Here is a 24,621-nt window from a genome sequence, read left to right on the forward strand (position 1 = left end):
TTTAGCATTTTTTAAGATATAGAGAGAATATACTGATATATCAAATCATTAGTATGGTGATAAAAAATACGCTTTTATATATAAAAGTGCTAAACAATCATGGCTACAGCTGAATTGCCATATAATAGAGCAGTACGAAATTTTGGAAAATTAAATGAATTATCCACTCGTTTTGAATATTTTAATATTCTTAGCTCTCATTTATTTACTTTTACAAACTCGAAAAACCGATTGGAGTTTAGCCAAAAAGGTTTTTGCAGGTTTGTGTTTAGGTGTGGTTTTTGGTTTAGGTCTACATTGGGTATATGGTACGCAACCTGAAATTTTAGCTGAATCTATTCAATGGTTTAACATTGTAGGTAATGGTTATGTAAAACTTTTACAAATGGTGGTGATGCCATTGGTTCTAGTTTCAATTTTAAGTGCTGTGATCAAATTACATGATGCTTCATCGCTCGGAAAAATCAGTATTTATAGTATCGGAACATTACTCACAACAACATTTATTGCAGCATTGGTGGGGGTATTTGTCACCAATTTATTTGGTTTAAGTGCAGCAGGTTTGGTACAAGGGACAGAAGAAACCGAGCGTTTAGCCAAAATTAATGCTGAATATGTAGGCAAAGTCACTGATCTAAATGTGCCTGATTTTATTCTTTCTTTTGTGCCAACTAATCCTTTTGCAGAACTGACAGGTGCACATCCAACTTCCATTATTAGTGTGGTCATTTTTGCGACTTTTTTAGGTTTGGCAGGTATTCAACTGATCAAAGATGCACCTGAAAAAGGGCAGCGCATTGTTACAGCAATTGATACTTTACAAGCTTGGGTAATGAAACTTGTACGTTTGGTGATGTTACTTACACCTTATGGTGTATTTGCATTGATTACCAAAGTTGTAGCAAGTTCTAAGATGGCTGATATTGTTAATCTTGGCGGATTCCTTGTTGCATCATATCTTGGTTTAGCCATTATGTTTGCAATCCATGCAATTATTTTAACTTTAACAGGGGTTAATCCGATTCGTTTCTTTAAAAAGGTGCTGCCTGTTTTAACGTTTGCTTTTACGAGCCGTTCAAGTGCTGCCAGTATTCCTTTAAATATTGAAGCGCAAACACAGCGTTTAGGTGTTCCTGAGTCGATTGCAAGTTTCTCAGCATCTTTTGGAACAACGATTGGTCAAAATGGTTGTGCTGGTTTATATCCTGCCATGCTTGCTGTGATGGTTGCACCTACTGTTGGTATTAATCCTTTAGATCCTGTGTGGATTTTCACATTGCTGTGTATCGTGACTCTAAGTTCTATTGGCGTTGCGGGTGTTGGTGGTGGTGCAACATTTGCGGCATTGATTGTATTGCCAATTATGGGTTTACCTGTGACTTTGGTTGCGTTATTGATTTCGATCGAACCTTTGATTGACATGGGACGTACAGCATTGAATGTGAATGGTTCAATGACAGCGGGTATGGTCACGAGTCAATTTATGGGGCAAACGGATCAAGCCATTTTAGCCAATGATGCAGATTTGGAATTATCAAATCGTTAAATTCTGAGTCAAAATGACTTGAATTTCAGATCAATTTATCATGTTAAGCATCAGTTGATTATCGAGATTTACTGATGCTTTTCTTTGTATATACTGAATTACACTGTGCAAGTTCAGTAGATTTATAACTCCAAATTTGACCTTTATTATTTTTATAAAATCGTAATAGTCCTGTGTGCTTAACCAAGCCTTGACATGCTTCAAGAGACAAATGTTCGCCAAATGAACCTGTTACACGACAGACTGTTCCATTGCACTTCCACAGCAAATCTGTTTGATCGGGCAGAGTGATCGTGACTTGCCCCTTATAACGCGTTCCTGCAATCCATGTGGTATTTTTAGCATGCACAATGGGGCTGAATATGCAAAGACTCAATATTAGACTTGGTATTAAATGATGGATGATTCTCATAAAATATCTTCTATTTAACCAGCAATAAAAAGTTATAACATTGATGGCCATTTAAAGCATCGGCTGATTATACCAATAGATTTTAAGCCGCTGCTGATTTGATCTGTATCCATTTAAAACAAAGTATTGTATCTGTATTCATTTTTAAATTGCCTTAAAATAAGTAAAAATCAGGAGTCTTAACAATGAAAATGTATCAAGTCGATGCTTTTACTCAAACTTTATTCAAGGGTAATCCTGCTGCTGTATTGGTATTAGATGAATGGCTAGACGAAGCTTTAATGCAAAATATTGCCTTAGAAAATAATTTAGCAGAAACCGCTTTTGTAAAGAAAATTGATGACAGTCATTTTGAAATTCGATGGTTTACGCCAGTGCTTGAAGTTGATTTTTGTGGACATGCGACTTTAGCATCTGCATTTGTGCTTTTTAAAGATTATACATCAGCGAAAATCATTCATTTTCATGTTAAAAATCTTGGAATATTTATTATTGAACAGGCAGAAGATGGCAAGATCAAAATGAATTTTCCGATTCGTGCAGCGCAGCCACTGATTGATTATCCTGAATTGTTAAATCATGTGATTGATCAACCTTTTAAAGCAGTGTATCAAAATGCGCAGGCATTTATTTTAGTGCTTGAATCAGCACAAGCCGTCATTGATGCTGTTCCTGATTTAGTTGCTATCCAAAAGTTAGCAGCAAGCCATAAAATAAGCACAGCAATTACAGCCTGTGAAGATGAACTTGATGTCAGCATTACGGCAGCATCTGATCAATATGACTATGTTGCTCGTTATTTTGCACCACATAAAGGTATTAATGAAGATCCTGTGACAGGCTCTATGCATACAGGTTTAGCACCTTTATGGGCTGAAAAATTAGGTAAAAATCAATTAATTGCTTACCAAGCATCTGCACGAGGTGGACAACTGTATTGCAAAATTTTGGCTGAAAATCGTATTGAAATTTCAGGCTATGCCAAACTGTATATGCAGGCAGATATTTACCTTTAATCTAAGATTAATCTTCGAGTAGCAAGAATAGAACAAAAGCCGTTGAAAAAAACGGCTATTTTTTCAAAAAATTACTATTTATTTGTTTCAGTCTTTCCTAAGATAAGTCATCTATAAGTTTTTAAAATTTCTCAAAAAAATCTGGAATTTCTATGTTAATGCGGTTGAAAAAACTCACTTTATCACTTTGTTTATTGGGAATCAGTGCGACAGGTTTTGCACAAACTGTTTTAGTCAAAGCTGAGCATAATATTGAAGAATATAAGTTAGACAACGGCTTTCGTGTGCTATTAGCCCCGAATGATAAAGAGAGCAAAGTCTTTGTAAATACAGTCTATTTCACAGGTTCTTTGAATGATCCACAAGGCAAAGGTGGTTTGGCGCATTTACTGGAACATTTGGCATTTAAAGGTACAGAAAATGTTAAAGGCGAAGAATTTCAACGCCGTTTAGACCGTTATACTTTAATGACCAATGCGAGTACGGATTATTATTCCACCAAATATACCAATATTGTTCGTCCTGAAGCTGCTGCTCTGAATGAAATTATTTATTTAGAAGCTGAACGGATGGATAAATTAGTCCTACAAGAAAAATATGTACCCTCTGAAATTAACATCGTCATGCGTGAGCGTGAAGTGCGTATGGATCAGCCATTTTCTGTGTTGATGGATCAAATGTGGAAAGCTGCTTATGGAAATCAGTCTTTAGGACGTTTACCGATCGGTGATTTATCAGAACTACAATCGATTAAAATGAATGAGTTAAATAAATTTTATAAAGATTGGTATGCGCCAAATAATGCAGTGATGGTCATTTCGGGTAAGTTTGATAAAGCTGAGGTGCTAAAGCAAATTGATAAAAGCTTTAGTGCGATTCCTGCACGTAAATTGCCACAACAAGCGCAAGTACCTGTATTGGATTCTGCGGCAGTGAAAAATCGTCAGTTTTTAGTGCAAAAGGGGAGTGATTTAGCCAAGTTTAATATTTATATGAATGGTAAAAATCAAGCAATTCAGCCTGCACTGGCACTTGCACCTTATTTATATACTTTACAGCCAAGTGGACATTTATATTCCAATATGGTGGAAACAGGTATTGCCACCAATGTGCAATCAACAACATGGCTAGATGATGACTTTAACTTGGTCTTTATGGGAGTAATTTATTCTCCAAAGCATGATGAAAAGCGTATTAACCAGTCTTTAGTGGCTGAAGTTGAAAAGAATCCAAGTTTTAATGAAGTGGAATTAAAACGTGTGAAAAATCTTGTAAAAAATGCACAGGATAATTTATTGACCAATGCCACTTCTGTGGGTTCAATGCTGAGTGAATATGTGGTGTCTTCGCATGGTGATTGGACGCAATATTTTAAAGATCAACAAGCTATTCAAGCATTAACCGTTGCACAAACCAATAAAACACTACAAGAATTTTTAACTGCACAGCATCGTTTTAGTGGCGACATTAAACCTACGCCTGAAGATCAAAAGAAAGCATTAGAGCAAAAGCAAAGTACTGAAACGAATAAAACTTTAGATCAGCAAGCGGTGGCTGAAGAGCCATTAAAATCGGCAGATGAATATAAAAATGAAGTCACTGGTTATGTAAAAACATCTCAGCAATTGTTAAATCAAACTGAGCAAAAAATTCAGCGTGGTCAGTTAAAAAATGGCATGCAATATGCACTATTTCCAACCACTACTCGTGATGATAAAACTTATGCCACGATCAATATCGGCTTTGGTACAGTTGAGTCGTTATTTAATAAAGATGAAATTATTGAATTTACATCTTATTTGTTATTAAGAGCTTCTGATAAGTATAGTTTACAAGACATTGCGGATAAATCGATTGAGGCGGGTGGGTCAGCAATGGCAACATCGGCAGATAATGGCATTCAAATCCAAATATCAGCGAAAAGCGAAAAATTTGATGATTTCTTCCAATATATTGTTGAGGTGATGAAAAATCCAAAATTTGAACAATCACAGTTTGATTTGATCAAATTACAAAGTCTCGCAACATTGGATCGCCCATATACTGAACCTGAAACGGTGGCTGCATTGACCATTTCACGTTTGCTGGAAACCTATAAAGCAGGTGATTTGCGTTATCACTATGAACCTGAGCTTGCGAAAAAACAAATTAAGTCGATGACCAATCAACAAGTTAAAGATTTGTATCAAAAATTCTTCACAACTGAACATGCACAAATTGCCATTACAGGGAAATATGATGCAAAACACATTGAAAATATTTTAAATAAGCAGCTTGGAAATTGGAAAAGTAAAGAGAAATATGTGCGTTTAAGTGGTGATTTTGACCAATATAAAGCACAAAAAGTGCATGCTTTGTCTGAACAGCGTGAGTTTGGAAATTATCAAAGTATTTTAACCATTCCAGTCGGAGCATATCATAAAGATGCTCCTGCTTTGATTGTCTTGGATAGTATTTTGGGTGATTCACAATTGTCATCACGTTTAGGTAAAGAATTACGTGAAAAGAATGCTTTAGTCTATGGTTTTGGCAGTCAGTTACAATTGGATGATATGGTGGATTCAGGTGCGATCAAAGTTGAAGCGAATTATACCGCAGGTAAATCAGCACAAGTTTCACAAGTAATTCATCAAGTCTTTACCGAACTGTTAAATCAAGGTGTCACCGAGCAAGAAGTAGAAGCAGCCAAAGCACGAATCATGAAAAAACGTGTTACTTCACTTGAAGATGACCGTATTATCCATCAAATGCTAGTGCCACAAATGCAGAATCAAAAAACTTTAAAAGATCGAGTTGAACGTGACCAAGAGTTTGCTCAGTTAAGCAAAGCGGATATAGATGCAGTGATTAAAAAATATATCAAGTTAGATCAATTGGTTGAAGTGATGGCAGATCAATATGGTACTGTGCAAAAGCCTTAATTAATATCATTGAACCTTTCCTCGAAAGCATTGAAAATATGTTTGATCAAGGAGAGGTTTTTTATATTTTAGTGCGAATGCAGGAAAGCTGCATTCCACTGATGATGAATAATTTGTCTTATTGTATATTTTTAAAATCTTTTCTTAATTGTTGTAAAGTTGGAATTTGGGTATAACGCAATACGACATAACCTGCTTCATGTAACATTTCATCCCGTTCGGCATCTCGTTGTTCTTGTCCTATATGACTCGGGTCATCTAATTCAATAATTGCTAAAACCTGAAAATGATCATTAACAATAACAAAATCGGTGACTTTACGATTAAAGCGTGCACGAAATTTATATTGTTTGCTGCTGATCAGCGCACTAAAAGCCACTTGTGCCAAGATATGATGTTGAGGAAAAGCATCCTTTAAACGGATAAACATTTTTTGTTCAAAATGGGTGAGGATTGGTTTTGAGTAATATTGTTGTTTTTTAAATAGATGTGAACCAAAACAAATCATGAGAAAAGCGAGACAAGCAGCACAGCCGATAACAAAAAATACGATTTCATGTAAATCAAACATAAACGATGATCTTTAAAAAGAAAAAACCCACTCAATTTAAAGTGGGCTTTTAGAATTTGGCTCTCCAACCTGGGCTCGAACCAGGGACCTGCGGATTAACAGTCCGTCGCTCTACCGACTGAGCTATTGGAGAATCTGAAACGCATTTTAGTGATGGAAGTGTAGTTGGTCAAGGAAAAAATGTAATATTTCCCTAGAATTGGATGTATTTGATATAAAATTAACCATTTAAAAGGCTTTACTGATACATTTTTTAAAAATTAGTTATGATTATAGGATAACTATTCATCTTCAATGTAAAGATATTTTTTATAAATTTGATAAAAATCATCATTCAAATGTCGTTGTATTAAATTTAAAAATGTATTTTTAATTTGATAGAAAATAAAAAGCGCATCATCAATTTTAATGGTTTCATTTTTCCCAACGTCTGCACCATATATGTTGGTTGCATGGATTAAATAAAAACCATCGTTGAAAGTAAAATGATAATAGTTGTCCCAACCTTGTTCAATCATATCTATTGTGAAATGGCTTCTGGTTTTTAAAGCATTCAAAATTTCAGGGAAAATATTTAAAAACTGATCAAAGATGTATTTATAATAAGTTTTCCCCAAATGACAAATATCTAAAATAAAATTAAAATCAGTATGTTCTAAAAGGTACTCTTTCAGATAAAAATTTAATAAAAAATAGTAGGTTCCTTCATCACTGTAAGGATCATCATTCATATCATTTTCAACATGATTAAAAATTTTCTTTGCTTCATCGGGTTGAATTTGATAATGATGTGAAGAGGAGAGAAGTTCTATTTGCATATTTTACCTTTTATTGTGTATGCGCTATTTCAAATATTTTACTGTTGTATATTTTAGTATGTATTCATTTTTAGAAATGAAAGATTGATAAAATATTGTCCTTATGACACTATAAGTTGAATTTTAAATTAAAGAACACTCCATGAATCAACAAGACCAAATCAAAGGTGCAATTTACGGACTTCTCATTGGTGATGCAGTAGGTGTGCCGTATGAATTTAACTTGCCAAATCAATTACCTGAATATTCCAAAATTGACATGATTACACCAAAGGGCTTTGGTAAAACTTATTCCAATATTCCTTTTGGAACATGGTCGGATGATGGGGCACAGGCTTTATGTTTACTCGATTCCTTATTGTATAAAAATAAGCTCGATGCCGAAGATTTGATGCATCGTATGTGTAATTGGTATCAACATGGTTATATGGCTGTTGATTACCAAGTGTTTGATGTTGGTGTGCAAACAGCAGAAGCAATCCGAAAATATTTACAGGGCGTTCAATTAGATCAAGTTGCAAAAAATGATGAACATTCCAATGGCAATGGTTCACTGATGCGAGTGTTGCCGCTAGCATTGTGGCATCAAGGCACAGATGAGCAATTGATTCAGGATGCTTATGCACAATCACATATTACTCATGCTCATCTACGTTCAAAAGTCTGTTGTGCGCTGTATTGTTTATGGGTGAGATCTATTTTAAATGGCTTAAACATCAATACAGGATGGGAGCAAGCTGTAGCAATTTTACGTGAATATTATCAGGACAAACCTGAAGATTCGGAACAACTTGAATTTCATATTCGCCCTGATGAAATCGGCACACATACAGGCAGTGGCTATGTAGTGGATTGTTTAAAATCAGCAAAATTTGCTTTAGAGCAAACGACTTATCAAGATGTGATTAAAACAGCCATTTCACTTGGACGAGATACAGATACCACAGCTTGTGTCGCAGGTGGAATTGCAGGTTTGTACTATGGTTTTGAGGCAATTCCAAAAGTTTGGACTGAACAACTAAGAGGTAAAGCGCTTGTAGAACCTTTGCTGAATACATTACTGAAGCATGTATCTTCATCTATTTAAAGTCTAAGCAAATTAAGCCATTAACAGGATTTTTAATACTGAATAGATTTAAGTGATTATATGATCATTATTAGCTTCTATTAAATTAAGTAATTGAATTAAAAATATAAATAATAAATCCAGCGATTAAAACTATCAATAAACTCGCTTTGAAGTCTTATTTCGCTAAGAAATTACGGTATTTATTTGCAGAAGCCCGACCTTTGTCGTGCTATTTCTCCTCGGAATTTGATTTCACAATAGTCGAGCAAATTACTCGGTCATGTAATTTGTTCACTATTGATGGAGATCAATCATGGCGCATGAACAGTCAACAAAGGTGCAAAAAATACTCACAGTATTTTTATGTTTCTGGGTCGCATTCTTTGAGGGATTCGATTTACAAGCACCAGGCATCGCGGCAAAAGGAATCGCAGCGACATTTGGTTTAGACCAAGTGCAAATGGGCTATGTCTTTAGTTTAGGTGTATTTGGAATGCTTTTCGGTGCATTCTTCGGTGGACGTATCGCAGATTATTTAGGACAGAAAAAAGTATTGATGCTGTCTATCGCCATCTTTGGTGTATTCATGACACTGACTGCAATTGCACCGAATATTGAAATTTTATATGCAGCACGGTTCTTTACGGGCTTAGGTTTAGGCGCTGCTATGCCAACCATGATTTCAGTGGTAGGCGATGAGGCAACTGAAGCCAATCGAGGTAAATTAAACAGCCTAATGTACTGTGGTTTACCTGTGGGGGCGATCTTTGTTGCAGGATTAGGTATTTTATTCAAAGATATTTCTTGGCATAGCTTATTCTTGATTGGTGGGATTACACCATTGCTACTCATTCCATTTATGGCAATGATTTTGAAAGATCAACGTAAAGAACAAGTGGTTGCAGTGGATGAACATGTTCCTGCAATGACAGAAATTTTATTTAAAAATAATACCTATAAACAAACGCTACCACTTTGGGTGAGTTTCTTTTTCACATTAATGGTGAATTATATTCTGATCAGTTGGTTGCCAAACCTACTCATGGAACAAGGCTTAGAAAAACAGCAAGCATTTATGATTATGTTGATTTTCCAAGTCGGTGCTGTGATTGGGACTTTAGGTCTCGGTTATTTATTAGATCGTCTTAAACTTTGGCAAATGGCGATAATTATCTATACAGGTTTATTTATTGCGGTATTGATTTTATTCACCACAAAATCAATTCCATTATTGATTTTCGCAGGGCTGATCGGTGGTATTTTCTCTACAGGCGGGCAGTCGATTCTTTATGGTATTTCACCGATTTTCTATACAGCAACAGGTAAAGTCACAGGCGTGGGGAGTGCGATTTCACTGGGGCGTTTAGGTGCAATGACTGGACCATTATTAACAGGGAAAATCTTAGCATTAGGTTTGGGGACGACAGGTATTTTATTAGCAAGTGCGCCAGGCATTATCTTATCAGCAATTGCTGTGACAGCATTATCAACCTATAAAGCCAATAGAAAATAGTTTGTTGATTTAGTCTTTGAGATAGAAAGCTTTAGATTTTAAATCTACTTAAAAAGCGATCAGTAAAAAGGTCGCTTTTTGATTTAACAGATAAAAATATCAGGATAATTGTTTAACATAATTTAAGAATAAAATTTCAAAATTGCTTATTTCACAACCATAAAATATTGGGCTAAATTAAAACTACATTCAAACGAGAGGTGAAAACCATGACCATGAAGAGCATTCGATTTAATACAGGTGATCTAGCCTGCTTATGTTAAAACGCTATTTTTTTCATTCTCCAATATTTTAAATGCGAGTCTCTTATCAAAATTTGAAACTCGCATCTTTTAAAACAAGAAGAAAATTAAGAATATTTAAGAGCCTGCGGGGGCTCTTTTTTTATTCTATTTCATGTACAGCATTAAAAACTTCTACAGGTTCGATACGAATCAATTTTTTACCAAAACTGCGTAGCCACCATACTAATTGAGAAGTGAATGGTACAGTTGCGCTGACTTCATAAAGTTCATCATTAAGCTTTTTGACCTTTTGCGCTTTGCTGAGCTGGCTTTCGGTGAAATATTGTGCATCATCTTCATGCATGACCAATTTTAATTCAATATTTTCAGTGGGTTTGTTAAAATCTACACGGAAACCAAGTGCACCTGAGTCGATATAGGCATCTATATCAAAATCAACAGGATGTAGGGCACGACTATCTAAAACATTTGCTGATTTAAAGCGATGTAAGGCGAAAGTTTGTACTTCAGATTTGTCATGACGGGTACAGATCAAATAAATAATTGCACCTTTTTGTACCAAGCCAAGTGGGTTGAGTGTATAGGCTTTTTCCTCACCAAGATGTCCTCGTGCACGATAAACGCATTCGATTTGTTTATCTTGCAATAAACCTTCATAAATGGCTTGTTGTGCCTGACGTTCTACTATCGGTGGAATCACAGGTTGATTGGCAGGAACAATGCGTACCCGATTGACCCATTGACGGACATTATTTTGTGTTGACAAACTATGCCGTGCCAAATCAAACCAAGGATTCATTTCTTCGATCAAACTTGGCGGTAGTAAATGGTTGAGATGTTCTTCGACCATCATGAACGTTACTGCTTGTGAACTGGTCATATGCGGTAAGCTTTGAATAGGGGCATCTGAGCGCCAACGCCAACCTTGTGGCACAGTTTTGTTACTTTCGATTGGAAAGCGTTGAGAGATTTGATTTAAGTCACGTTGAATGGTGCGCAAACTGATGTCAATGCCTTCACGTTCTAAAGCTTCTTGCAATTCACGTGTGCCCATCCATTTTCCAGTAGAAAGACGAGATAAGATTTGCCACTGACGGTACAGGCTGTTTGAAGTTTCTTTTTCAGGGGAAGACATAATCTGATTACGAAAATAAGTGAATGAAATGATAAAACCTGAATAACAATAGAAAATATCAGCAGCTTAAGCAAGCTTTATCCCTAAAAACTCTGTCTATATTTTGAAACAAGTTCACGCAAAACTGTACTTGAGTCTGTCAATGAATGCTGAATAAATAATCAATGCGTTCCATCTATTTGGCATTGTTGTTGCTTATATAACAGCAACACTTCATAACAAAAGTAGAGGTTTGTATGTTTAAAGAAGATCACCTTGCAAATTCAAGTCTCGACCATTTTACTTTGCCTGTAGAGGCATTAGAACATTTAGAAGTGCAAACGGCTTTGAATGGGAATACCGCCTCAATGTATCAAGGCAAAGCACTATTGAGCCAAATTCAAACACAATTTTTTAATGAATTAACTGATGATCCACATGTGTCTGCGGAGATGCGTCAAAAATTAGAAGCATGGTTAGCACAACATAGTTTAGAAGAATTGCACCAACTGAATGACTTTTCTAAGTCTCATTTTATGTATCATGGCATTACCTTTACGGTATATAGCGAGTCTGAAAATATTGAACGTACTATTCCTTTTGATTTGATTCCACGAATCATTGCAAAAAAACAATGGACGAAAATTGCGGCAGGCTGTACGCAACGTATTCAAGCATTAAATCTATTTTTAGATGATATTTATCATGATGCTGAGATTTTAAAAGCAGGCATTATTCCCAAATTACAAGTCTTTAGTCATGAAGCATTTCAACCACATATGATGAATTTTCATGTTAAAGGTAAGGTTTATAGCCAAATCAGTGGTGTGGATTTAGTACGAGATCGGGCAGGTGAGTTTTATGTGCTTGAGGATAATTTAAGGACACCCTCAGGTGTATCTTATATGCTTGAAAGTCGTAAAATTAGTCAAAAAATTATGCCTGAATTGTGCCAAGCAAATCTGCAAGGTATTGAGCATTATCCTGTTTTATTAAAGCAAATTTTGGCTGAAAGTGCCTATGTAGACTCACCTTTAATCGTGGTGTTAACACCAGGACGATTTAATAGTGCTTATTATGAGCATGCTTTTTTAGCAAGGGAAATGGGTGTCCCTTTGGTAACATCAAGTGATCTTTTTGTGGAGAACGATAGGGTTTATGTGAAAACTGTCCGCGGGCGGCAACGTGTTGATGTAATTTATAGACGGATTGATGATGATTTTCTTGATCCATTGTGTTTTAAGCCTGATAGTGTTTTAGGTGTTGCGGGACTGATGTCAGCATATTTAAAACAACAGGTTGTGATTGCCAATGCACCAGGAACAGGTGTGGCGGATGATAAGTCGATTTATCCCTATGTTGATAAAATGATTGAGTTTTATCTGGGTGAGCAGGCGATTTTAAAGAATGTTCCGACCTATTCATGCCGTGAGCCGCAACATTTGGATTATGTTTTGTCCAATATGAACCGTTTGGTGATCAAAGAAGCGCAAGGTTCGGGTGGTTATGGGATGTTAATTGGTTCTCAAGCCAGTGATGCAGATATAACTTGTTTTAAACAGAAATTAATCTCAGCACCTCATGCTTATATTGCCCAACCTATTTTAGATTTGTCTATTTCTCCGACATTGACCCAAGAGGCTATTGAAGCGCGTCATGTCGATTTGCGCCCCTTTATTTTAAGTTCGCCTGAGCGAACAGAGATTGTACCTGGTGGTTTAACCCGTGTCGCAATGCAAAAGAACTCATTGGTGGTCAACTCTTCTCAAGGTGGAGGGATTAAAGACACTTGGGTATTGGATCAATTGCATAACTGACACAAACCTAAGGAGAATAATGATGATTTTATTAAGCAGTAGTGCACAACATATTTTTTGGCTAGGGCGTTATCTGACACGAATTCAATATGCGTGTAGCTTATTTCCATTTACAGAAGATGAGGTGGCAAGACAATATGCACATGCTTTTTGTTTGCCTGCTTTTGATGCGTGTTCATTAAATGAATTAATTTTAGATCATGAACAACCTTTTTCATTTCATCAACAATTCCAAAATGCCAAGAATAATATTCATGATTTACGTGGCGTATTGTCAGCTCATTGCTTTGCACAGTTGAATCAGTTGTTACAACAAGCTGAAAATCATGCAGGTTATATTTGTGATGTTGCTGCTGAATGTAGTGATGTGCTTGATGCAGAAGCGGAAGAAAATATGTTTATGTTTTTCTGTTTAGGTCAGAAGATTGAACAATTAGACCGACATATTCGCCTACAACAAAATCGACAAATAGCTTTGACAGAATTAGATCTTTTGATTCAACAATTAAAAGCTTTGGGCTGGTCAAGCTTAGATACTGCTTGGCAACAATTAAAACAAACACCTGATTGTAATCATTTTTATCATTTTAGTGACCATATGCAAAACCTATTTGAGATGGATGCAGCATGAAACTTATGATCAATCATCAGACCTATTATCAATATACTGCACCTGCAAGAAATAGCATTCAGTATATTAAAATGATGCCACAGAGCAATCGGCATCAGCAAGTACAACACTGGAATATCAGTGTGCCAGGTGCAAATAGTTGTCAAAAAGATAGGTTTGATAATCTGTGGATGACAACAACTCACGTTTTGAATATGTTGATTTGATGATTATGGCACAAGGTGTGGTGGAAATTGATCAACACAATCTTTTTGGGATCGAGACAATGCTTGATCCGATGCATTTTCTACAAGTAACGCCGTTTACAGTGTGTACATGGGAGATGTTGCAATTTGCTCAGCATCATGTGAAACAGGTGGATGTAGAGCATTTACAGATTTTAGCTGCTGCCATCTTAGCCGAAATGCCATATATTCCTGCGAGTACCACTGTGATGCATAGTGCAAATGAATCTTTTGCTGCGAAGCAAGGGGTTTGCCAAGATCATAGCCATGTATTTATTGCGATGGTGAAAGCACTAGGTGTGCCTGCACGTTATGTTTCAGGTTATTTATTTGCCAATGACCAGGCACATTTAGCCAGTCATGCATGGGCTGAAGCTTTTATTGAGGGAAAATGGTATTGCTTTGATGTGAGCAATCAAATTTTTCAGCCAAGTTCACACATATATATCGCAACAGGGCGAGATTATTGGGATGTTGCACCTGTACGAGGAGTACGTTCACAAGGGGGCATAGAGTCAATGCAGTCTATTGTGCAAGTATTGGCATGCGCTTAGAATATTGCTGCATAAAACCTTACATGATTGTGATCATTTTAAAGAAAAATAAGGAAGATCTATGACCTATTGTTGTGCGTTGCGTCTAAAAGAAGGCTTGGTCTTTATCAGTGATACACGAACCAATGCAGGCGTGGATCATATTTCGGTATATCGGAAACTGTATACCTTTGGTGTGCCAGATGAGCGAATGATTTGTATTCAAACCTCAGGTAATCTTGCCACAACTCAAGCAGTGATTGGACATTTAAAGAATCATTTGGCTTTAAATCAAGAACCAAATCTTTACAGCGTCAATACCATGTTTGAAGTTGCGGGTTTGGTGGGGCAGATTCTGCGTAAAGTGATCGCTGATGTCACTGAAGATACGCAGGAACAGAGCAATTATTTTTGTAGTTTATTGGTCGGTGGTCAGATCAAGGGCGAGGAAATGCAGTTATATAATATTTACCCACAAGGGAATTTTATTTCTGCAACGAGCGATACGCCGTATTTTCAGATTGGTGAAAGTAAATATGGCAAGCCGATTTTAGATCGTGCTCTAAGTTATGACATGCCTTTAGATGAAGCTTTACGTTGTAGTTTAATTTCTTTTGATTCTACTTTGCGTTCCAATGTTTCTGTAGGCATGCCATTGGATACTTTGGTCTATCAAAAAGATTCTTTTGTGATTCCGCAAGGAAAAAGAATCAATGAAGATGAACCTTATTTTCAGCAGATCAGCAAACAATGGTCAGAAACCTTGAAAAAGGGTTTGCAGGATTTACCAAAACCGAATGATGATTTTTTTCAGTGAGTGGAATGATTTGTTTTATCAATAAATTAGAGAGCTAGGCTAATTTAAAATGTCTATTCTAAAAAATACTTAGGTTTTAAATTCACAATAAATTCAAAAACGTATCGGGAGTCCCTTCTCCCACTGGGAGAAGGTTAGGATGAGGGGCTTTTTATAGAAGGTTAGGATGAAAGGACTTCAAAAATTATAAAGCTCAGATTTGCTTACGAACAGGGCGATTACTCATACGACATAGCAATTCATAACCAATCGTACCATTGGCTTCAGCTACATCATCGACCAAACGATCTTTACCCCAAAGCTCAACTTCTGTGCCTAAAGGCGCATTTAAATCTGTGACATCAATCGCAATCATGTCCATTGCCACACGACCAATCACACGAGTTGCTTTGCCATTGATTGCCACATAGTTTTGCTTTGGAAATGCACGTGGATAACCATCTCCATAACCAATCGACACAATGGCGATATCCATTTCTGATTCAGCAACAAATGTTGAACCATAACCAACCGATTCACCCGCTTGGATATGATTTAAAGCAATAATTTCCGCTGTAAACGTCATCACAGGTTTGATGTCTAAATCATTGGCAGACTTATCGGCAAAAGGTGATGCACCATAGAGCATGATGCCTGGACGGACAAAGTCAAAATTTAATTCAGGCCATTTAAATATCGCAGCTGAGTTACAGCATGACGCCATAATTGGAGCACAGGCTTCTTTGACATCTAAGAATTGATTTTTTTGTTGCTCATTTAAAGGATGATCTTCTGCATCAGCATTGGCAAAGTGCATTGCAAGTACGCAAGTAAAACCGTCTGCTTTGAGTGAGTTAATCACATCAATAATTTCAGGGACTTTAAAACCTAAGCGATTCATACCACTGTTGAGTTTCACCCAAACTTTTAAACCTTTGGCAATGTAGGCATCTTTTTGAGTGCGTAACCAATCCAATTGTTCTTGCTGATGGACGACGACTTCAATGTTATTTTCAACAACCACAGCCATTTCATCGGCACTGAAAATACCTTCGATTAAAGTAATCGGCTGTTGATAGCCCAATGTACGAATTTCTAAAGCTTCTTCAAGGCAGGCAACACCGAACGCATCCGTTTCAGCTAAGGCGGCTAAACAGTCTTTTACGCCGTGCCCATAGGCGTTGGCTTTGACCATGCTGACAATTTTAGCAGTTGGGGCAAGTTGTTTAACACGGTTTAAATTATATTGCAGCGCTTTACTGTCAATATAAACTATTGCTTGGCGCACCCTGATTACTCCTTCAGGAAGATTTAAAAAAATAAACGTGCAGTCTAAGCTGCACGTCATTTGGAAAATATCAAATATTGCTGAGGATTTTCCAATAGGGTCTATTGTATGCCGTTCAATTTGAAATAAACATCAACATTTATGTTTTTGATGATTTTAATATTCAGCATCGGAAAATTAAACTTGATGATGAAAAGTTTTGCATTTCATTTGAGTATTTAAGAGCATTAAGATGCTATTCGGCGGAGTCTTACATCAAAAGTTTTAATTTCAGGATTAGCCTTCGGCTCGACCTACTTTTCTTTCGGGAAAAGTAGGCAAAACCATTGTCATTCGCAAAACTCGTCAACTACCTGATATTGATTAATTTCATCGCAAAAACAAGATATAGCAAAAGTAGTCTTGCCTCAAACAGTTGCGAATGACGTTGACGCGTATCAAATATTTTATGAACGTTATTTTCCAATATTACTTCATGATACTTATAGTATGGATTTTCGATATTGATTCGGTGTCATGCCTGTATGTCGTTTGAAAAAATGATTTAAGGCACTTTGTTCTGAAAATGCCAATAAACTTGCAATATCAGACAACGAAAGCTGTTCATCCTGCATATAGGTTTTGGCAAGTTCAAGGCGCATCGAATCTAAAATACTTTTAAAATTTAATTTCTGTTCACGTAACAGATTTAGTAGTTTAGATTTGGAAATTGCCATTTCTTTAGCCACAAAATCAAGCGTCGGTGAGTTTTGCTCAATCCCCAAAGCCAAGGCTTTTTGCACTTTATTTAATACTGTATTTTCAGGTGTAATATGCAGATGATGCATGTATTTAAGTTGCGCTTCGGCTTGGCGATGATAGAGTCCGATAAAATAATCATGACTTAAATTAATCGGTTGTTTTAAATTATTTTTTTCAAAAATGATTGCGCCAACTTTGCATTGAAAATGGATGTTGCAGTTAAAAAATGACTCATAAATCGTTACATTTTTGGGCAATGTACCAGGTAATTCAATATATTGTGGTTTTAGCGTTTTATTATCAGGGCTGAGTTGCCACAGCATTTGCATAAAACAACTGATCCCCAACTCATATCCGATGCGGATGGTATTCATAAAAACTTCATTATTTACAAATGCTTCTAGCTGAGGCACGTTCCACTGAACTTTAAGTGTTTGATCATCTTCAATAATATCAACTGCGAAGCCATCCCACATCAGGGCATAATATTTTTTAAAATGTAAAATGGCTTGTTCAAGATCACGACTATGTAAAATTAAATAGCCCAACACGCCCGAATATGAGGGTTGAAAATGTTGCGCGATTTTTAAACCCAAAGCATCGCCAGGATACAGTTGGGAAATATAATGCAGAATAAAACCCAATTCAGTGAGTTGCACCCGATGATCAGGTTGCCATGATTGCATGTGGCGAAATAATTCTGCATTTTGAATATTTTGTTCCGCTAAAAAATCACGGAACATACCTGCAATAGCACCATTCACTGTTGCTTTTTGATTCATATCATGTGCTAAGTTTTATTTTTAAATATAACGAAATCATAGCAAACCATACTCAGAATTGAATCCTGTTATTGCAATAAATTTTGAAATAATACCATTCTATTAAAGTTTGATAATATAAATTAAAGGTTTGCACAGACTCAACTTACATTGAGAAGTTTAAATTACTTTGCGTAGTAGATGCCTCACTTTTGAAGGATCAAAAGTGACAAAAATCCTTTGTTAGACTGAGGGTAAGTCCCTTTACCCCAGTCTAACGGGCGACATCCATGTCGCCTAGCGCGATAGCATCACTGAATGTGAAATCTTTTAAAGCTTTAGCTTTTATATTAAGTTAATTTCAAAGATTGGTATTAATTAAGCAATTTTCTGCAAATTTTCAGTAGAACGAGGGCTTTTGGTGTTATTCATCGCTTGATGCATCAGTTGATAACCTTGTGCACCAATTTTCTCTTGAAATATTTTCAGAACAGCAGGCGCTTGCATCGCTTTGACTAAGGCTTTACCTGCTTGAATTGCCACACGATCTTTCATTGCTGAACGTGGCAGCCCTGCAAGTTTGCAAATTTCTTTTGGTGTTAAAGCAACCACGATGGTTTTGAGTACAGGATAAAATTTCAAAATCATTGCATCATCTGATCATCGGTTTCAACGCCTGATGGATCAAGCAAGGTGTTGATAATATCTCTTGTTTGTTGTGTGATTGCAGCTTTACTATTGGTCAGTTGAATGTAAGTACGAAATTCTTCACGAGTTTGTGGAAGATTGTTCAATTCACCGATTCCTTCTAGTGGATAGCCATGTTTACGGGCACTTTCTTTAACGGTTTCAATGCTCAAATCAGGATAAACTTCTTGTAAAGAAATCAGATATTGCACACTTTCTTTAAAAAATTGCGCTTCTTCTTCGGCAGGTAATTTTCCAACAAGTTTCTCATAGGCATAATAAACCGAATGCCATGTGATCAAATGTGTACCGACGACCAATAAGGGATCAAGCGCACTATATTGTTGCCCTGTCAGTGGAATATTGCCTTTAATGTGTGAATGTAGCTTGAACAAACGCTGATTGGCTTTACTCACAGTTTCTGTATCGGCAAAAATCACGGTCAGAAAATAGGTCATGGTACGACTTAAACGCCCAATCGGGTCTGATTTATAGGTTGCACGATCTGAGAGTGCCGCAGCAGCATCAATACTTGCCAAAACCTCGATATAGAATGATCGTGTCAGCCCGATAAATGCAGCAGGGTGTGACCATACTTTCCAACTGATTGAATCTGGACCAAATAATCCATGATCTTTGAAATTATTATTGGCAGTATCTAAATGAAAATGTATTGAAGATTCAGTCATGGCATTCCCTAATGTTGTTATTTTGCTGAGTAAAAATATAAATATCAGGATGATGCTAAAGCAGAAAACTTTGAAAATATTGATCGTAAATTGAGAAAATTGATTATAAATACAATTATTGGAAGGTATTTTTTGAGATTGAGAGAAATGAATGAACATTTCTCTTTAAATACTGGGCGATCAGGTGTAACCATGATTGTATTTTAACAACATATAGTCAAGTTTATGCTCCACCTAAAAAACTGCCTTCCGTAGATATCAGGAGATAGAGTACCAATGGGATGGTTACTGGCGTGGTGGCAATATCGACTGCTGCTGTGACAGGTAAAAAGATCAACAGAGGAGATTTTTGATATTCAATGACATTATCTTTATAACTTACATTGAACTGAAATGCAGGCATATCAATCAAAGTAAGTTCTGGTAACGTTGTTGTTTTGGGTAGAATCGTGAACTGATTACCAAGACGGATGATACATTCCCGATCTTCTCCTGTAAAATGGTTACTCGTTGGGCTACTGCATGAAAATTTGTGGGTCTCCAAAAATTCAGTTTCCTCAGGTCGCATGTCATTTTTACGTTTATAATAGTAGAGATTAAAAGGTACATTGAGTTGAGATTTTTGCTGTGGTTTGCCTGCAAGTTCATACTTGTAAATATTGTCATGGCTCAGTTTGTATTGAAAATAACAACAACTATGTTCTGGGGCAGCAAGTAATGGTTTTAAGTTTTCATTCAACAGTTTTAAGTCAAGCTGATCAGGATTGTTGACCATATAATTATTTTTTTGACCGACTAAAATGACGGGTTTTTCCTGATTTTGAAAGTTTGTAGTCGCTTGTCCTATATGTTGGATTTGATCTGAAATAACCACTTTTGTTTTTTGCCCATCTTGAATTTTTGCGTAATCCCACAGGGATGTGCTCAGACACCCTTGTAAAAATAAACAACTTAAGAATAGACAGGCGAGGCTTAATTTTTTGAAATACATTGTTTTCTTTCTCTTTTTTATTTCCATGACAGTCTAAAGGAACGAATTTTTAAAGTAAATTGTCAATAAATGTGACATTTCTCACAGATTGTTAACAGTGCTTTCACCGTAAAAGTGCCGCAGATGTAGAGCTTTGAAAGTGTGCGAGCTATTTACATTTTCATAGATGAACTGAAAATGTAGTCATGCTATAAATTTTCCTCGTTAAAATTATAAATCAGTGAGAAATAATAATGGGCGCTTGGTCACACGAACCATTTGGTAATGACGATGCTTTAGATTGGGTCTACCAACTCGAAAATGTAAAAGATGAGTCTGTTTTAGCACGTGTTTTTAATCGTGCCATTGAAAATCAAGATGACTATCTTGAAGCCGATGATGGCTTTGTGATCGTGGCAGCAGCAGAAGTTGTAGCAAAATTATTGGGCAAAGGTACACAGCAAGATGGATATACTGAACAAGTCGATGCATGGGTAAAATCTGTGGATTTTCAGCCATCTGCTGATTTGTTGGCAAAAGCACAAACTGCCTTGGATTTGGTCTTGGGTGAAGAGTCTGAGTTGAAAGAACTTTGGAGTGAGGCTGAAGAAGAAGATCGGGATGCGTGGTATAGTAATATTGAAGCGTTGAAAAAAATCTTAAAATAAAATCTTGAACTTCAATATGTTCTGAAATTTAACAGTAAATTTCAGAACATTTTTTATGGTGAATGAAAATGTCTACAATACAAAATTATGTTTCGGCTGGATTTGTACTTTGTGGAATCATGTCAATCTCACAGAGTTTTGCATGCATGCCACACTCACCAGATGATGTATTTATTGCACGGTTTCAAAGTTCTCAAGAAATGAAACGTGATAACGCAAATTTTGAAATTAAACTCAGTTCAGATCAATTTATTCTTCGTTCATTCATGGATCGATGGCGCTATTCCAATCCAAAACAATGGCATAGTGCATTTTCAAGCGAACATGTTGCAAAAGACAGTTTAATCATTGGTTTGGCTTATACACCTGATGGTGGGAAACCTGAGCAATATCAGATTGCTTCATTTGCAGAACTAAGTTGTAAGAATGATCAGTTGAGTATTTCTAAACCCATTGCACCATTTTTAGCGTGGAATAGACAAACGGCAAATTGTGCCTTAGGAGATCGGAAAGACATAGGAATTCTGGATGGTTTTTTAGAACATGACCAAGCTTATTACTTGGGACAACTGCAACAGAAATATCCAACATGTCAGAAGTTAAATGCAAAATTTCCACCACTTGAAATGAATGATCATCCTCAACATTCACAAGCAATGTCGGGTTGGGAAAGGTTGATCAACTGGTTTAAATCATGGTTTTGAGAATATCACTGAATATAAAACGGTAAACTAAAGACCACTTATGAAACAAAGAGCAGGGAATTCCTTACTCTTCATCATCATATTGTGCATAGTATTCAGGCGATAGGTTACTAAAACGGGTATATTGACCTTCAAAAGCCAAACGTACTGAACCAATCGGACCATTACGCTGTTTACCAATAATAATTTCTGCTGTCCCTGCTTCTTTTGATTCTTTGTTATAAACCTCATCTCGGTAAATGAACATAATCAAATCGGCATCCTGCTCAATCGCACCTGATTCACGTAAGTCTGACATGACAGGACGCTTGTTTGGACGATTCTCTAATGAGCGGTTGAGCTGTGAAAGTGCAATCACAGGACATTGCATTTCTTTGGCGAGAGCTTTTAAGCTTCGTGAAATTTCACCAATCTCACCGACACGGTTATCGCCCATACCAGGAACTTTCATGAGTTGAAGATAATCGACCATGATGCAACCCAATTTACCACCATGTTGTTTGGCAATACGTCTTGCACGTGCACGCATTTCTGTAGGTGGCAGGGCAGAAGAGTCATCAATATACAAATGCTTTTCTTGTAGTTGCAAAATAGTCCCTGTGACTTTAGACCATTCATCCCCATCAAGTTTACCCGCACGTAAATGACCTTGATGTACTTTACCGTATGAGGAAATCAAACGCATGGCAATCGAGTCAGCAGGCATTTCCATAGAGAAAACGAGGGCAGGTAAGTCACAGTTAAATAACACACTTTCAACCAAGTTCATGGCAAAGGTTGTTTTACCCATGGATGGACGTGCTGCAACAATAATCATGTCACCAGCCTGCATGCCTGAAGTTTTATTATCCAGTTCAACGAAGCCAGTGGTTAAACCTGTGATATTGCCTTCAAGTTGGGAAAGTTCATTTAATTTATCAAATACATCTGCTACAACCGAGGTAATCGGTTTTGGTCCTTGTGCTTTAGCATTATTATTATGTTGTTCCGCAATCGAGAAAATATTGGTTTCAGCCAAATCTAAAATTTCACTGACTTCACGACCTTTAGTGTCATAAGCATTTTGCAAAATTTCATTGCCGACTTTGATCATATTTCTTAAGGTGGCAAATTCACGAATTTTAGTGGCATAGGTTTCTAAGTTATAGAAACTTGCAGGCGAGTCTGCCATTAGTTGAACAAGGTATTCTTCCCCTCCAATGGCTTCAAGGAGATTTTGCTTGATTAACCAGTCATTGACCAAAACAGCATCATAAGGTGAACCATCTTTGTTGAGCTGTTCAATCGCACGGAAAATATATTTATGGCGTGTTGCGTAAAAATCATTTTCATGTAACACATCGCTGACTTGTTCAAAAGATTCAGCAACAGTCATTAGTGCTGCAAGCACAGCTTGTTCAATCGCTAAGTTATGTGGAGGCGTGCGAAATTCTTTTAATTGTTGAGCAGAGTCAGTGGACTTAGCATCTTTATTAAAATGATTTGATGAAGCTGTGGCAGTAGCCTGTGACATAAAAAACCTTGATTTTTACATGAATAAAAAATAAATCAGTGTTGATATATTTTATTAAAAATAGACTAAGAGGATAACCTATATTAGGAGGGGAATGTCGATTTCAAATATTTTAAAGATAAAAAAAGAGCATACAAAAGTATGCCCTTTTTCTTGGTACGAAATTACTCAGATACGATCGTAACGAGAACTTCTGCAACAACATCATGATGCAATTGGATTGCGATGTTGAATTCACCAGTGTGACGAAGCGCACCGTTCGGTAAACGAACTTCTGCACGGTCTACTTCAAGACCAGCATTTGTTAACGCGTCAGCGATGTCACGAGTACCAATTGAACCGAATAATTTACCTTCGTCACCAGCTTTCGCAGTGATTACGATATTTACTTCGTTTAATTGGTCAGCACGTGCTTGAGCAGTAGCTAAAACTTCAGCTTCAGCTTTCTCAAGTTCAGCACGACGAGCTTCAAAAGCAGCAGTATTTGCTTCAGTCGCAGCAACTGCTTTACCTTGAGGGATAAGGAAGTTACGGCCGTAACCAGCTTTAACTGAAACTTTATCGCCTAATTTACCAAGGTTTTTAATGCGTTGTAATAAGATAATATCCACGGCTCAACCTCACTTATGATTGTCAGTGTAAGGAATCAACGCTAAATAGCGAGCTTGTTTAATCGCAAGCGCTAATTGACGTTGGTAACGAGCTTTAGTACCTGTAATACGGCTAGGAACAATCTTGCCGTTTTCAGTGATGTACTGTTTTAAAGTGTCGATATCTTTGTAGTCGATGTACGTAACGTTCTCAGCTGTAAAGCGGCAGAACTTGCGACGACGGTAAAAACGTGCCATGTGTGTTCTCCTTATGCTTCAGCAGAGTCTTGAGCTTGTTGTGCTTCTTCACGTTGAGCTTTACGCGCACGTTTTTCTTCAGCACTCTTAGCCAATAAAGACTCTTCAGTGATAGCGTTTTCACGACGAATAATAACGTTACGAAGAATAGCATCGTTGTAACGGAATAATTCTTCCAATTCATTAAGCGTAGTTTGATTACATTCAACGTTCATTAAAATGTAGTGCGCTTTGTGAATTTTGTTAATTGGGTATGCCAATTGGCGACGGCCCCAATCTTCAAGACGGTGAATTTGACCTTCAGCATCTTTAATGTGAGAGATATAGCGTTCTACCATACCTACCACTTGATCGCTTTGGTCTGGGTGTACCAGAATTACGATTTCGTAGTGACGCATTGTCAGCTCCTTACGGTTTATGCAGCCCCATCCAAATATGAATGAAGCAAGGAGTCTCAAGCAGATATGTACTTTTAAAAAGTATAAATCAAATTGAGTCGCAAAATTTGCGAGCGCTTATTATAGGA

23 protein-coding genes, 1 tRNA gene and 1 pseudogene are annotated in these 24,621 nt (G+C 36.8%); 11 read left to right on the top strand and 14 right to left on the bottom strand.

What is annotated here, in order from left to right; all coding sequences use genetic code 11:
* Positions 1-154 precede the first annotated feature (154 nt).
* Entirely contained in the window at positions 155-1,546 is a 1,392-nt protein-coding gene (locus tag AVJ19_RS09740; RefSeq protein WP_111859532.1) for an L-cystine transporter, read from the top strand.
* A gap of 58 nt (positions 1,547-1,604) precedes the next feature.
* Here the strand turns inward: AVJ19_RS09740 and AVJ19_RS09745 are convergent, their stop codons facing one another.
* Complete coding sequence (locus tag AVJ19_RS09745; RefSeq protein ID WP_228203341.1) at positions 1,605-1,895, bottom strand: hypothetical protein; 291 nt, start codon at positions 1,893-1,895, stop codon at positions 1,605-1,607.
* A 248-nt stretch (positions 1,896-2,143) separates the two neighbouring features.
* Between AVJ19_RS09745 and AVJ19_RS09750 the strand changes: the two genes are divergently transcribed.
* Both AVJ19_RS09750 and AVJ19_RS09755 read left to right on the top strand, forming a co-directional pair.
* Positions 2,144-2,974 (top strand): PhzF family phenazine biosynthesis protein, encoded by an 831-nt coding sequence (locus AVJ19_RS09750; protein ID WP_111859533.1) that lies wholly within the window; start codon positions 2,144-2,146, stop codon positions 2,972-2,974.
* A gap of 152 nt (positions 2,975-3,126) precedes the next feature.
* On the top strand, positions 3,127-5,895 hold the full coding sequence (locus AVJ19_RS09755) for a M16 family metallopeptidase (protein ID WP_111859534.1): 2,769 nt from the start codon (positions 3,127-3,129) through the stop codon (positions 5,893-5,895).
* 118 nt (positions 5,896-6,013) lie between these two features.
* On the opposite strand, the gene AVJ19_RS09760 is transcribed toward AVJ19_RS09755, so the two are convergent.
* The 3 genes from AVJ19_RS09760 to AVJ19_RS09770 all read right to left on the bottom strand — a co-directional run bounded on the left by AVJ19_RS09760 (position 6,014) and on the right by AVJ19_RS09770 (position 7,284).
* Positions 6,014-6,466, bottom strand: a complete 453-nt coding sequence (locus AVJ19_RS09760) for a DUF2726 domain-containing protein (RefSeq protein WP_111859535.1) — start codon at positions 6,464-6,466, stop codon at positions 6,014-6,016.
* Positions 6,467-6,523: 57 nt separating this feature from the next.
* Positions 6,524-6,599, bottom strand: a tRNA-Asn gene (locus AVJ19_RS09765).
* A gap of 148 nt (positions 6,600-6,747) precedes the next feature.
* Positions 6,748-7,284: a hypothetical protein gene (locus AVJ19_RS09770; protein ID WP_111859536.1), complete on the bottom strand. Its 537-nt coding sequence runs from the start codon at positions 7,282-7,284 to the stop codon at positions 6,748-6,750.
* A 142-nt stretch (positions 7,285-7,426) separates the two neighbouring features.
* Here AVJ19_RS09770 and AVJ19_RS09775 point away from each other — a divergent pair, with 142 nt between their 5' ends.
* Positions 7,427-8,371 (top strand): ADP-ribosylglycohydrolase family protein, encoded by a 945-nt coding sequence (locus tag AVJ19_RS09775; RefSeq protein ID WP_111859537.1) that lies wholly within the window; start codon positions 7,427-7,429, stop codon positions 8,369-8,371.
* 295 nt (positions 8,372-8,666) lie between these two features.
* Positions 8,667-9,866, top strand: a complete 1,200-nt coding sequence (gene mhpT / locus AVJ19_RS09780; protein ID WP_111859538.1) for a 3-(3-hydroxy-phenyl)propionate transporter MhpT — start codon at positions 8,667-8,669, stop codon at positions 9,864-9,866.
* A gap of 384 nt (positions 9,867-10,250) precedes the next feature.
* Here mhpT and AVJ19_RS22340 read toward each other — a convergent pair whose 3' ends face one another.
* Positions 10,251-11,246, bottom strand: coding sequence for a helix-turn-helix transcriptional regulator (locus tag AVJ19_RS22340; protein ID WP_111859539.1), 996 nt, complete (start codon positions 11,244-11,246; stop codon positions 10,251-10,253).
* 236 nt (positions 11,247-11,482) lie between these two features.
* Here AVJ19_RS22340 and AVJ19_RS09790 point away from each other — a divergent pair, with 236 nt between their 5' ends.
* From AVJ19_RS09790 to AVJ19_RS09805, 4 genes and pseudogenes are all read left to right on the top strand, one after another.
* A complete protein-coding gene (locus AVJ19_RS09790) occupies positions 11,483-13,042 on the top strand; it encodes a circularly permuted type 2 ATP-grasp protein (protein WP_111859540.1) in 1,560 nt (519 codons plus the stop codon).
* Between the two features lie 22 nt (positions 13,043-13,064).
* The gene (locus AVJ19_RS09795; protein ID WP_111859572.1) at positions 13,065-13,673 is read left to right on the top strand and encodes an alpha-E domain-containing protein; all 609 of its coding nucleotides are present in this window, start codon (positions 13,065-13,067) and stop codon (positions 13,671-13,673) included.
* A pseudogene (locus AVJ19_RS09800) lies at positions 13,670-14,451 on the top strand (transglutaminase family protein). Before AVJ19_RS09795 ends, AVJ19_RS09800 begins: the two are co-directional and overlap by 4 nt.
* A gap of 61 nt (positions 14,452-14,512) precedes the next feature.
* Positions 14,513-15,247 carry a proteasome-type protease gene (locus AVJ19_RS09805; RefSeq protein ID WP_111859541.1) on the top strand — a complete coding sequence of 245 codons (735 nt, stop codon included), beginning with the start codon at positions 14,513-14,515 and terminating at the stop codon, positions 15,245-15,247.
* A gap of 193 nt (positions 15,248-15,440) precedes the next feature.
* Here AVJ19_RS09805 and alr read toward each other — a convergent pair whose 3' ends face one another.
* The 5 genes from alr to AVJ19_RS09825 form a co-directional block, all read right to left on the bottom strand.
* On the bottom strand, positions 15,441-16,514 hold the full coding sequence (alr, locus tag AVJ19_RS09810; protein ID WP_111859542.1) for an alanine racemase: 1,074 nt from the start codon (positions 16,512-16,514) through the stop codon (positions 15,441-15,443).
* 482 nt (positions 16,515-16,996) lie between these two features.
* Positions 16,997-18,037, bottom strand: a complete 1,041-nt coding sequence (locus tag AVJ19_RS09815; protein ID WP_111859543.1) for an AraC family transcriptional regulator — start codon at positions 18,035-18,037, stop codon at positions 16,997-16,999.
* Positions 18,038-18,394: 357 nt separating this feature from the next.
* A complete protein-coding gene (locus tag AVJ19_RS22530) occupies positions 18,395-18,664 on the bottom strand; it encodes a hypothetical protein (RefSeq protein WP_228203342.1) in 270 nt (89 codons plus the stop codon).
* Positions 18,661-19,392 (bottom strand): oxygenase MpaB family protein, encoded by a 732-nt coding sequence (locus tag AVJ19_RS09820; RefSeq protein ID WP_228203343.1) that lies wholly within the window; start codon positions 19,390-19,392, stop codon positions 18,661-18,663. The genes AVJ19_RS22530 and AVJ19_RS09820 overlap by 4 nt, the downstream gene beginning before the upstream one ends.
* A gap of 223 nt (positions 19,393-19,615) precedes the next feature.
* On the bottom strand, positions 19,616-20,383 hold the full coding sequence (locus AVJ19_RS09825; RefSeq protein WP_111859544.1) for a hypothetical protein: 768 nt from the start codon (positions 20,381-20,383) through the stop codon (positions 19,616-19,618).
* A gap of 233 nt (positions 20,384-20,616) precedes the next feature.
* On the opposite strand from AVJ19_RS09825, the gene AVJ19_RS09830 reads away from it, so the two are divergent.
* Together AVJ19_RS09830 and AVJ19_RS09835 are read left to right on the top strand one after the other, a co-directional pair.
* Entirely contained in the window at positions 20,617-21,030 is a 414-nt protein-coding gene (locus AVJ19_RS09830; protein WP_111859545.1) for a DUF4259 domain-containing protein, read from the top strand.
* A gap of 68 nt (positions 21,031-21,098) precedes the next feature.
* Positions 21,099-21,734, top strand: coding sequence for a hypothetical protein (locus AVJ19_RS09835; RefSeq protein WP_322873946.1), 636 nt, complete (start codon positions 21,099-21,101; stop codon positions 21,732-21,734).
* A gap of 64 nt (positions 21,735-21,798) precedes the next feature.
* On the opposite strand, the gene dnaB is transcribed toward AVJ19_RS09835, so the two are convergent.
* From dnaB to rpsF, 4 genes are all read right to left on the bottom strand, one after another.
* Positions 21,799-23,247 carry a replicative DNA helicase gene (gene dnaB / locus AVJ19_RS09840; protein WP_111859547.1) on the bottom strand — a complete coding sequence of 483 codons (1,449 nt, stop codon included), beginning with the start codon at positions 23,245-23,247 and terminating at the stop codon, positions 21,799-21,801.
* 164 nt (positions 23,248-23,411) lie between these two features.
* Positions 23,412-23,858 carry a 50S ribosomal protein L9 gene (gene rplI / locus AVJ19_RS09845; RefSeq protein ID WP_111859548.1) on the bottom strand — a complete coding sequence of 149 codons (447 nt, stop codon included), beginning with the start codon at positions 23,856-23,858 and terminating at the stop codon, positions 23,412-23,414.
* 9 nt (positions 23,859-23,867) lie between these two features.
* A complete protein-coding gene (gene rpsR, locus AVJ19_RS09850) occupies positions 23,868-24,095 on the bottom strand; it encodes a 30S ribosomal protein S18 (protein ID WP_004719336.1) in 228 nt (75 codons plus the stop codon).
* 11 nt (positions 24,096-24,106) lie between these two features.
* Positions 24,107-24,493, bottom strand: coding sequence for a 30S ribosomal protein S6 (gene rpsF, locus AVJ19_RS09855; protein WP_035267614.1), 387 nt, complete (start codon positions 24,491-24,493; stop codon positions 24,107-24,109).
* Positions 24,494-24,621 lie beyond the last annotated feature (128 nt).

Origin of the sequence: Acinetobacter sp. CFCC 10889, assembly GCF_003268395.1 — a bacterium.
Taxonomy (GTDB): Bacteria; Pseudomonadota; Gammaproteobacteria; order Pseudomonadales; family Moraxellaceae; genus Acinetobacter.

What these genes read in the sequence shown, in the direction of transcription:
- AVJ19_RS09820 (WP_228203343.1), bottom strand. Translation starts at nt 19,392, where the DNA reads ATGACTGAATCTTCAATACATTTTCATTTAGATACTGCCAATAATAAT.
- AVJ19_RS09830 (WP_111859545.1), top strand. Translation starts at nt 20,617, where the DNA reads ATGGGCGCTTGGTCACACGAACCATTTGGTAATGACGATGCTTTAGAT.
- AVJ19_RS22340 (WP_111859539.1), bottom strand. Translation starts at nt 11,246, where the DNA reads ATGTCTTCCCCTGAAAAAGAAACTTCAAACAGCCTGTACCGTCAGTGG.
- AVJ19_RS09825 (WP_111859544.1), bottom strand. Translation starts at nt 20,383, where the DNA reads ATGTATTTCAAAAAATTAAGCCTCGCCTGTCTATTCTTAAGTTGTTTA.
- rpsR (WP_004719336.1), bottom strand. Translation starts at nt 24,095, where the DNA reads ATGGCACGTTTTTACCGTCGTCGCAAGTTCTGCCGCTTTACAGCTGAG.
- AVJ19_RS09805 (WP_111859541.1), top strand. Translation starts at nt 14,513, where the DNA reads ATGACCTATTGTTGTGCGTTGCGTCTAAAAGAAGGCTTGGTCTTTATC.
- AVJ19_RS09775 (WP_111859537.1), top strand. Translation starts at nt 7,427, where the DNA reads ATGAATCAACAAGACCAAATCAAAGGTGCAATTTACGGACTTCTCATT.
- AVJ19_RS09790 (WP_111859540.1), top strand. Translation starts at nt 11,483, where the DNA reads ATGTTTAAAGAAGATCACCTTGCAAATTCAAGTCTCGACCATTTTACT.
- rpsF (WP_035267614.1), bottom strand. Translation starts at nt 24,493, where the DNA reads ATGCGTCACTACGAAATCGTAATTCTGGTACACCCAGACCAAAGCGAT.
- AVJ19_RS09815 (WP_111859543.1), bottom strand. Translation starts at nt 18,037, where the DNA reads ATGAATCAAAAAGCAACAGTGAATGGTGCTATTGCAGGTATGTTCCGT.
- AVJ19_RS09795 (WP_111859572.1), top strand. Translation starts at nt 13,065, where the DNA reads ATGATTTTATTAAGCAGTAGTGCACAACATATTTTTTGGCTAGGGCGT.
- AVJ19_RS09760 (WP_111859535.1), bottom strand. Translation starts at nt 6,466, where the DNA reads ATGTTTGATTTACATGAAATCGTATTTTTTGTTATCGGCTGTGCTGCT.
- AVJ19_RS09755 (WP_111859534.1), top strand. Translation starts at nt 3,127, where the DNA reads ATGTTAATGCGGTTGAAAAAACTCACTTTATCACTTTGTTTATTGGGA.
- mhpT (WP_111859538.1), top strand. Translation starts at nt 8,667, where the DNA reads ATGGCGCATGAACAGTCAACAAAGGTGCAAAAAATACTCACAGTATTT.
- AVJ19_RS09750 (WP_111859533.1), top strand. Translation starts at nt 2,144, where the DNA reads ATGAAAATGTATCAAGTCGATGCTTTTACTCAAACTTTATTCAAGGGT.
- AVJ19_RS09835 (WP_322873946.1), top strand. Translation starts at nt 21,099, where the DNA reads ATGTCTACAATACAAAATTATGTTTCGGCTGGATTTGTACTTTGTGGA.
- AVJ19_RS09770 (WP_111859536.1), bottom strand. Translation starts at nt 7,284, where the DNA reads ATGCAAATAGAACTTCTCTCCTCTTCACATCATTATCAAATTCAACCC.
- AVJ19_RS22530 (WP_228203342.1), bottom strand. Translation starts at nt 18,664, where the DNA reads ATGATTTTGAAATTTTATCCTGTACTCAAAACCATCGTGGTTGCTTTA.
- AVJ19_RS09740 (WP_111859532.1), top strand. Translation starts at nt 155, where the DNA reads ATGAATTATCCACTCGTTTTGAATATTTTAATATTCTTAGCTCTCATT.
- dnaB (WP_111859547.1), bottom strand. Translation starts at nt 23,247, where the DNA reads ATGTCACAGGCTACTGCCACAGCTTCATCAAATCATTTTAATAAAGAT.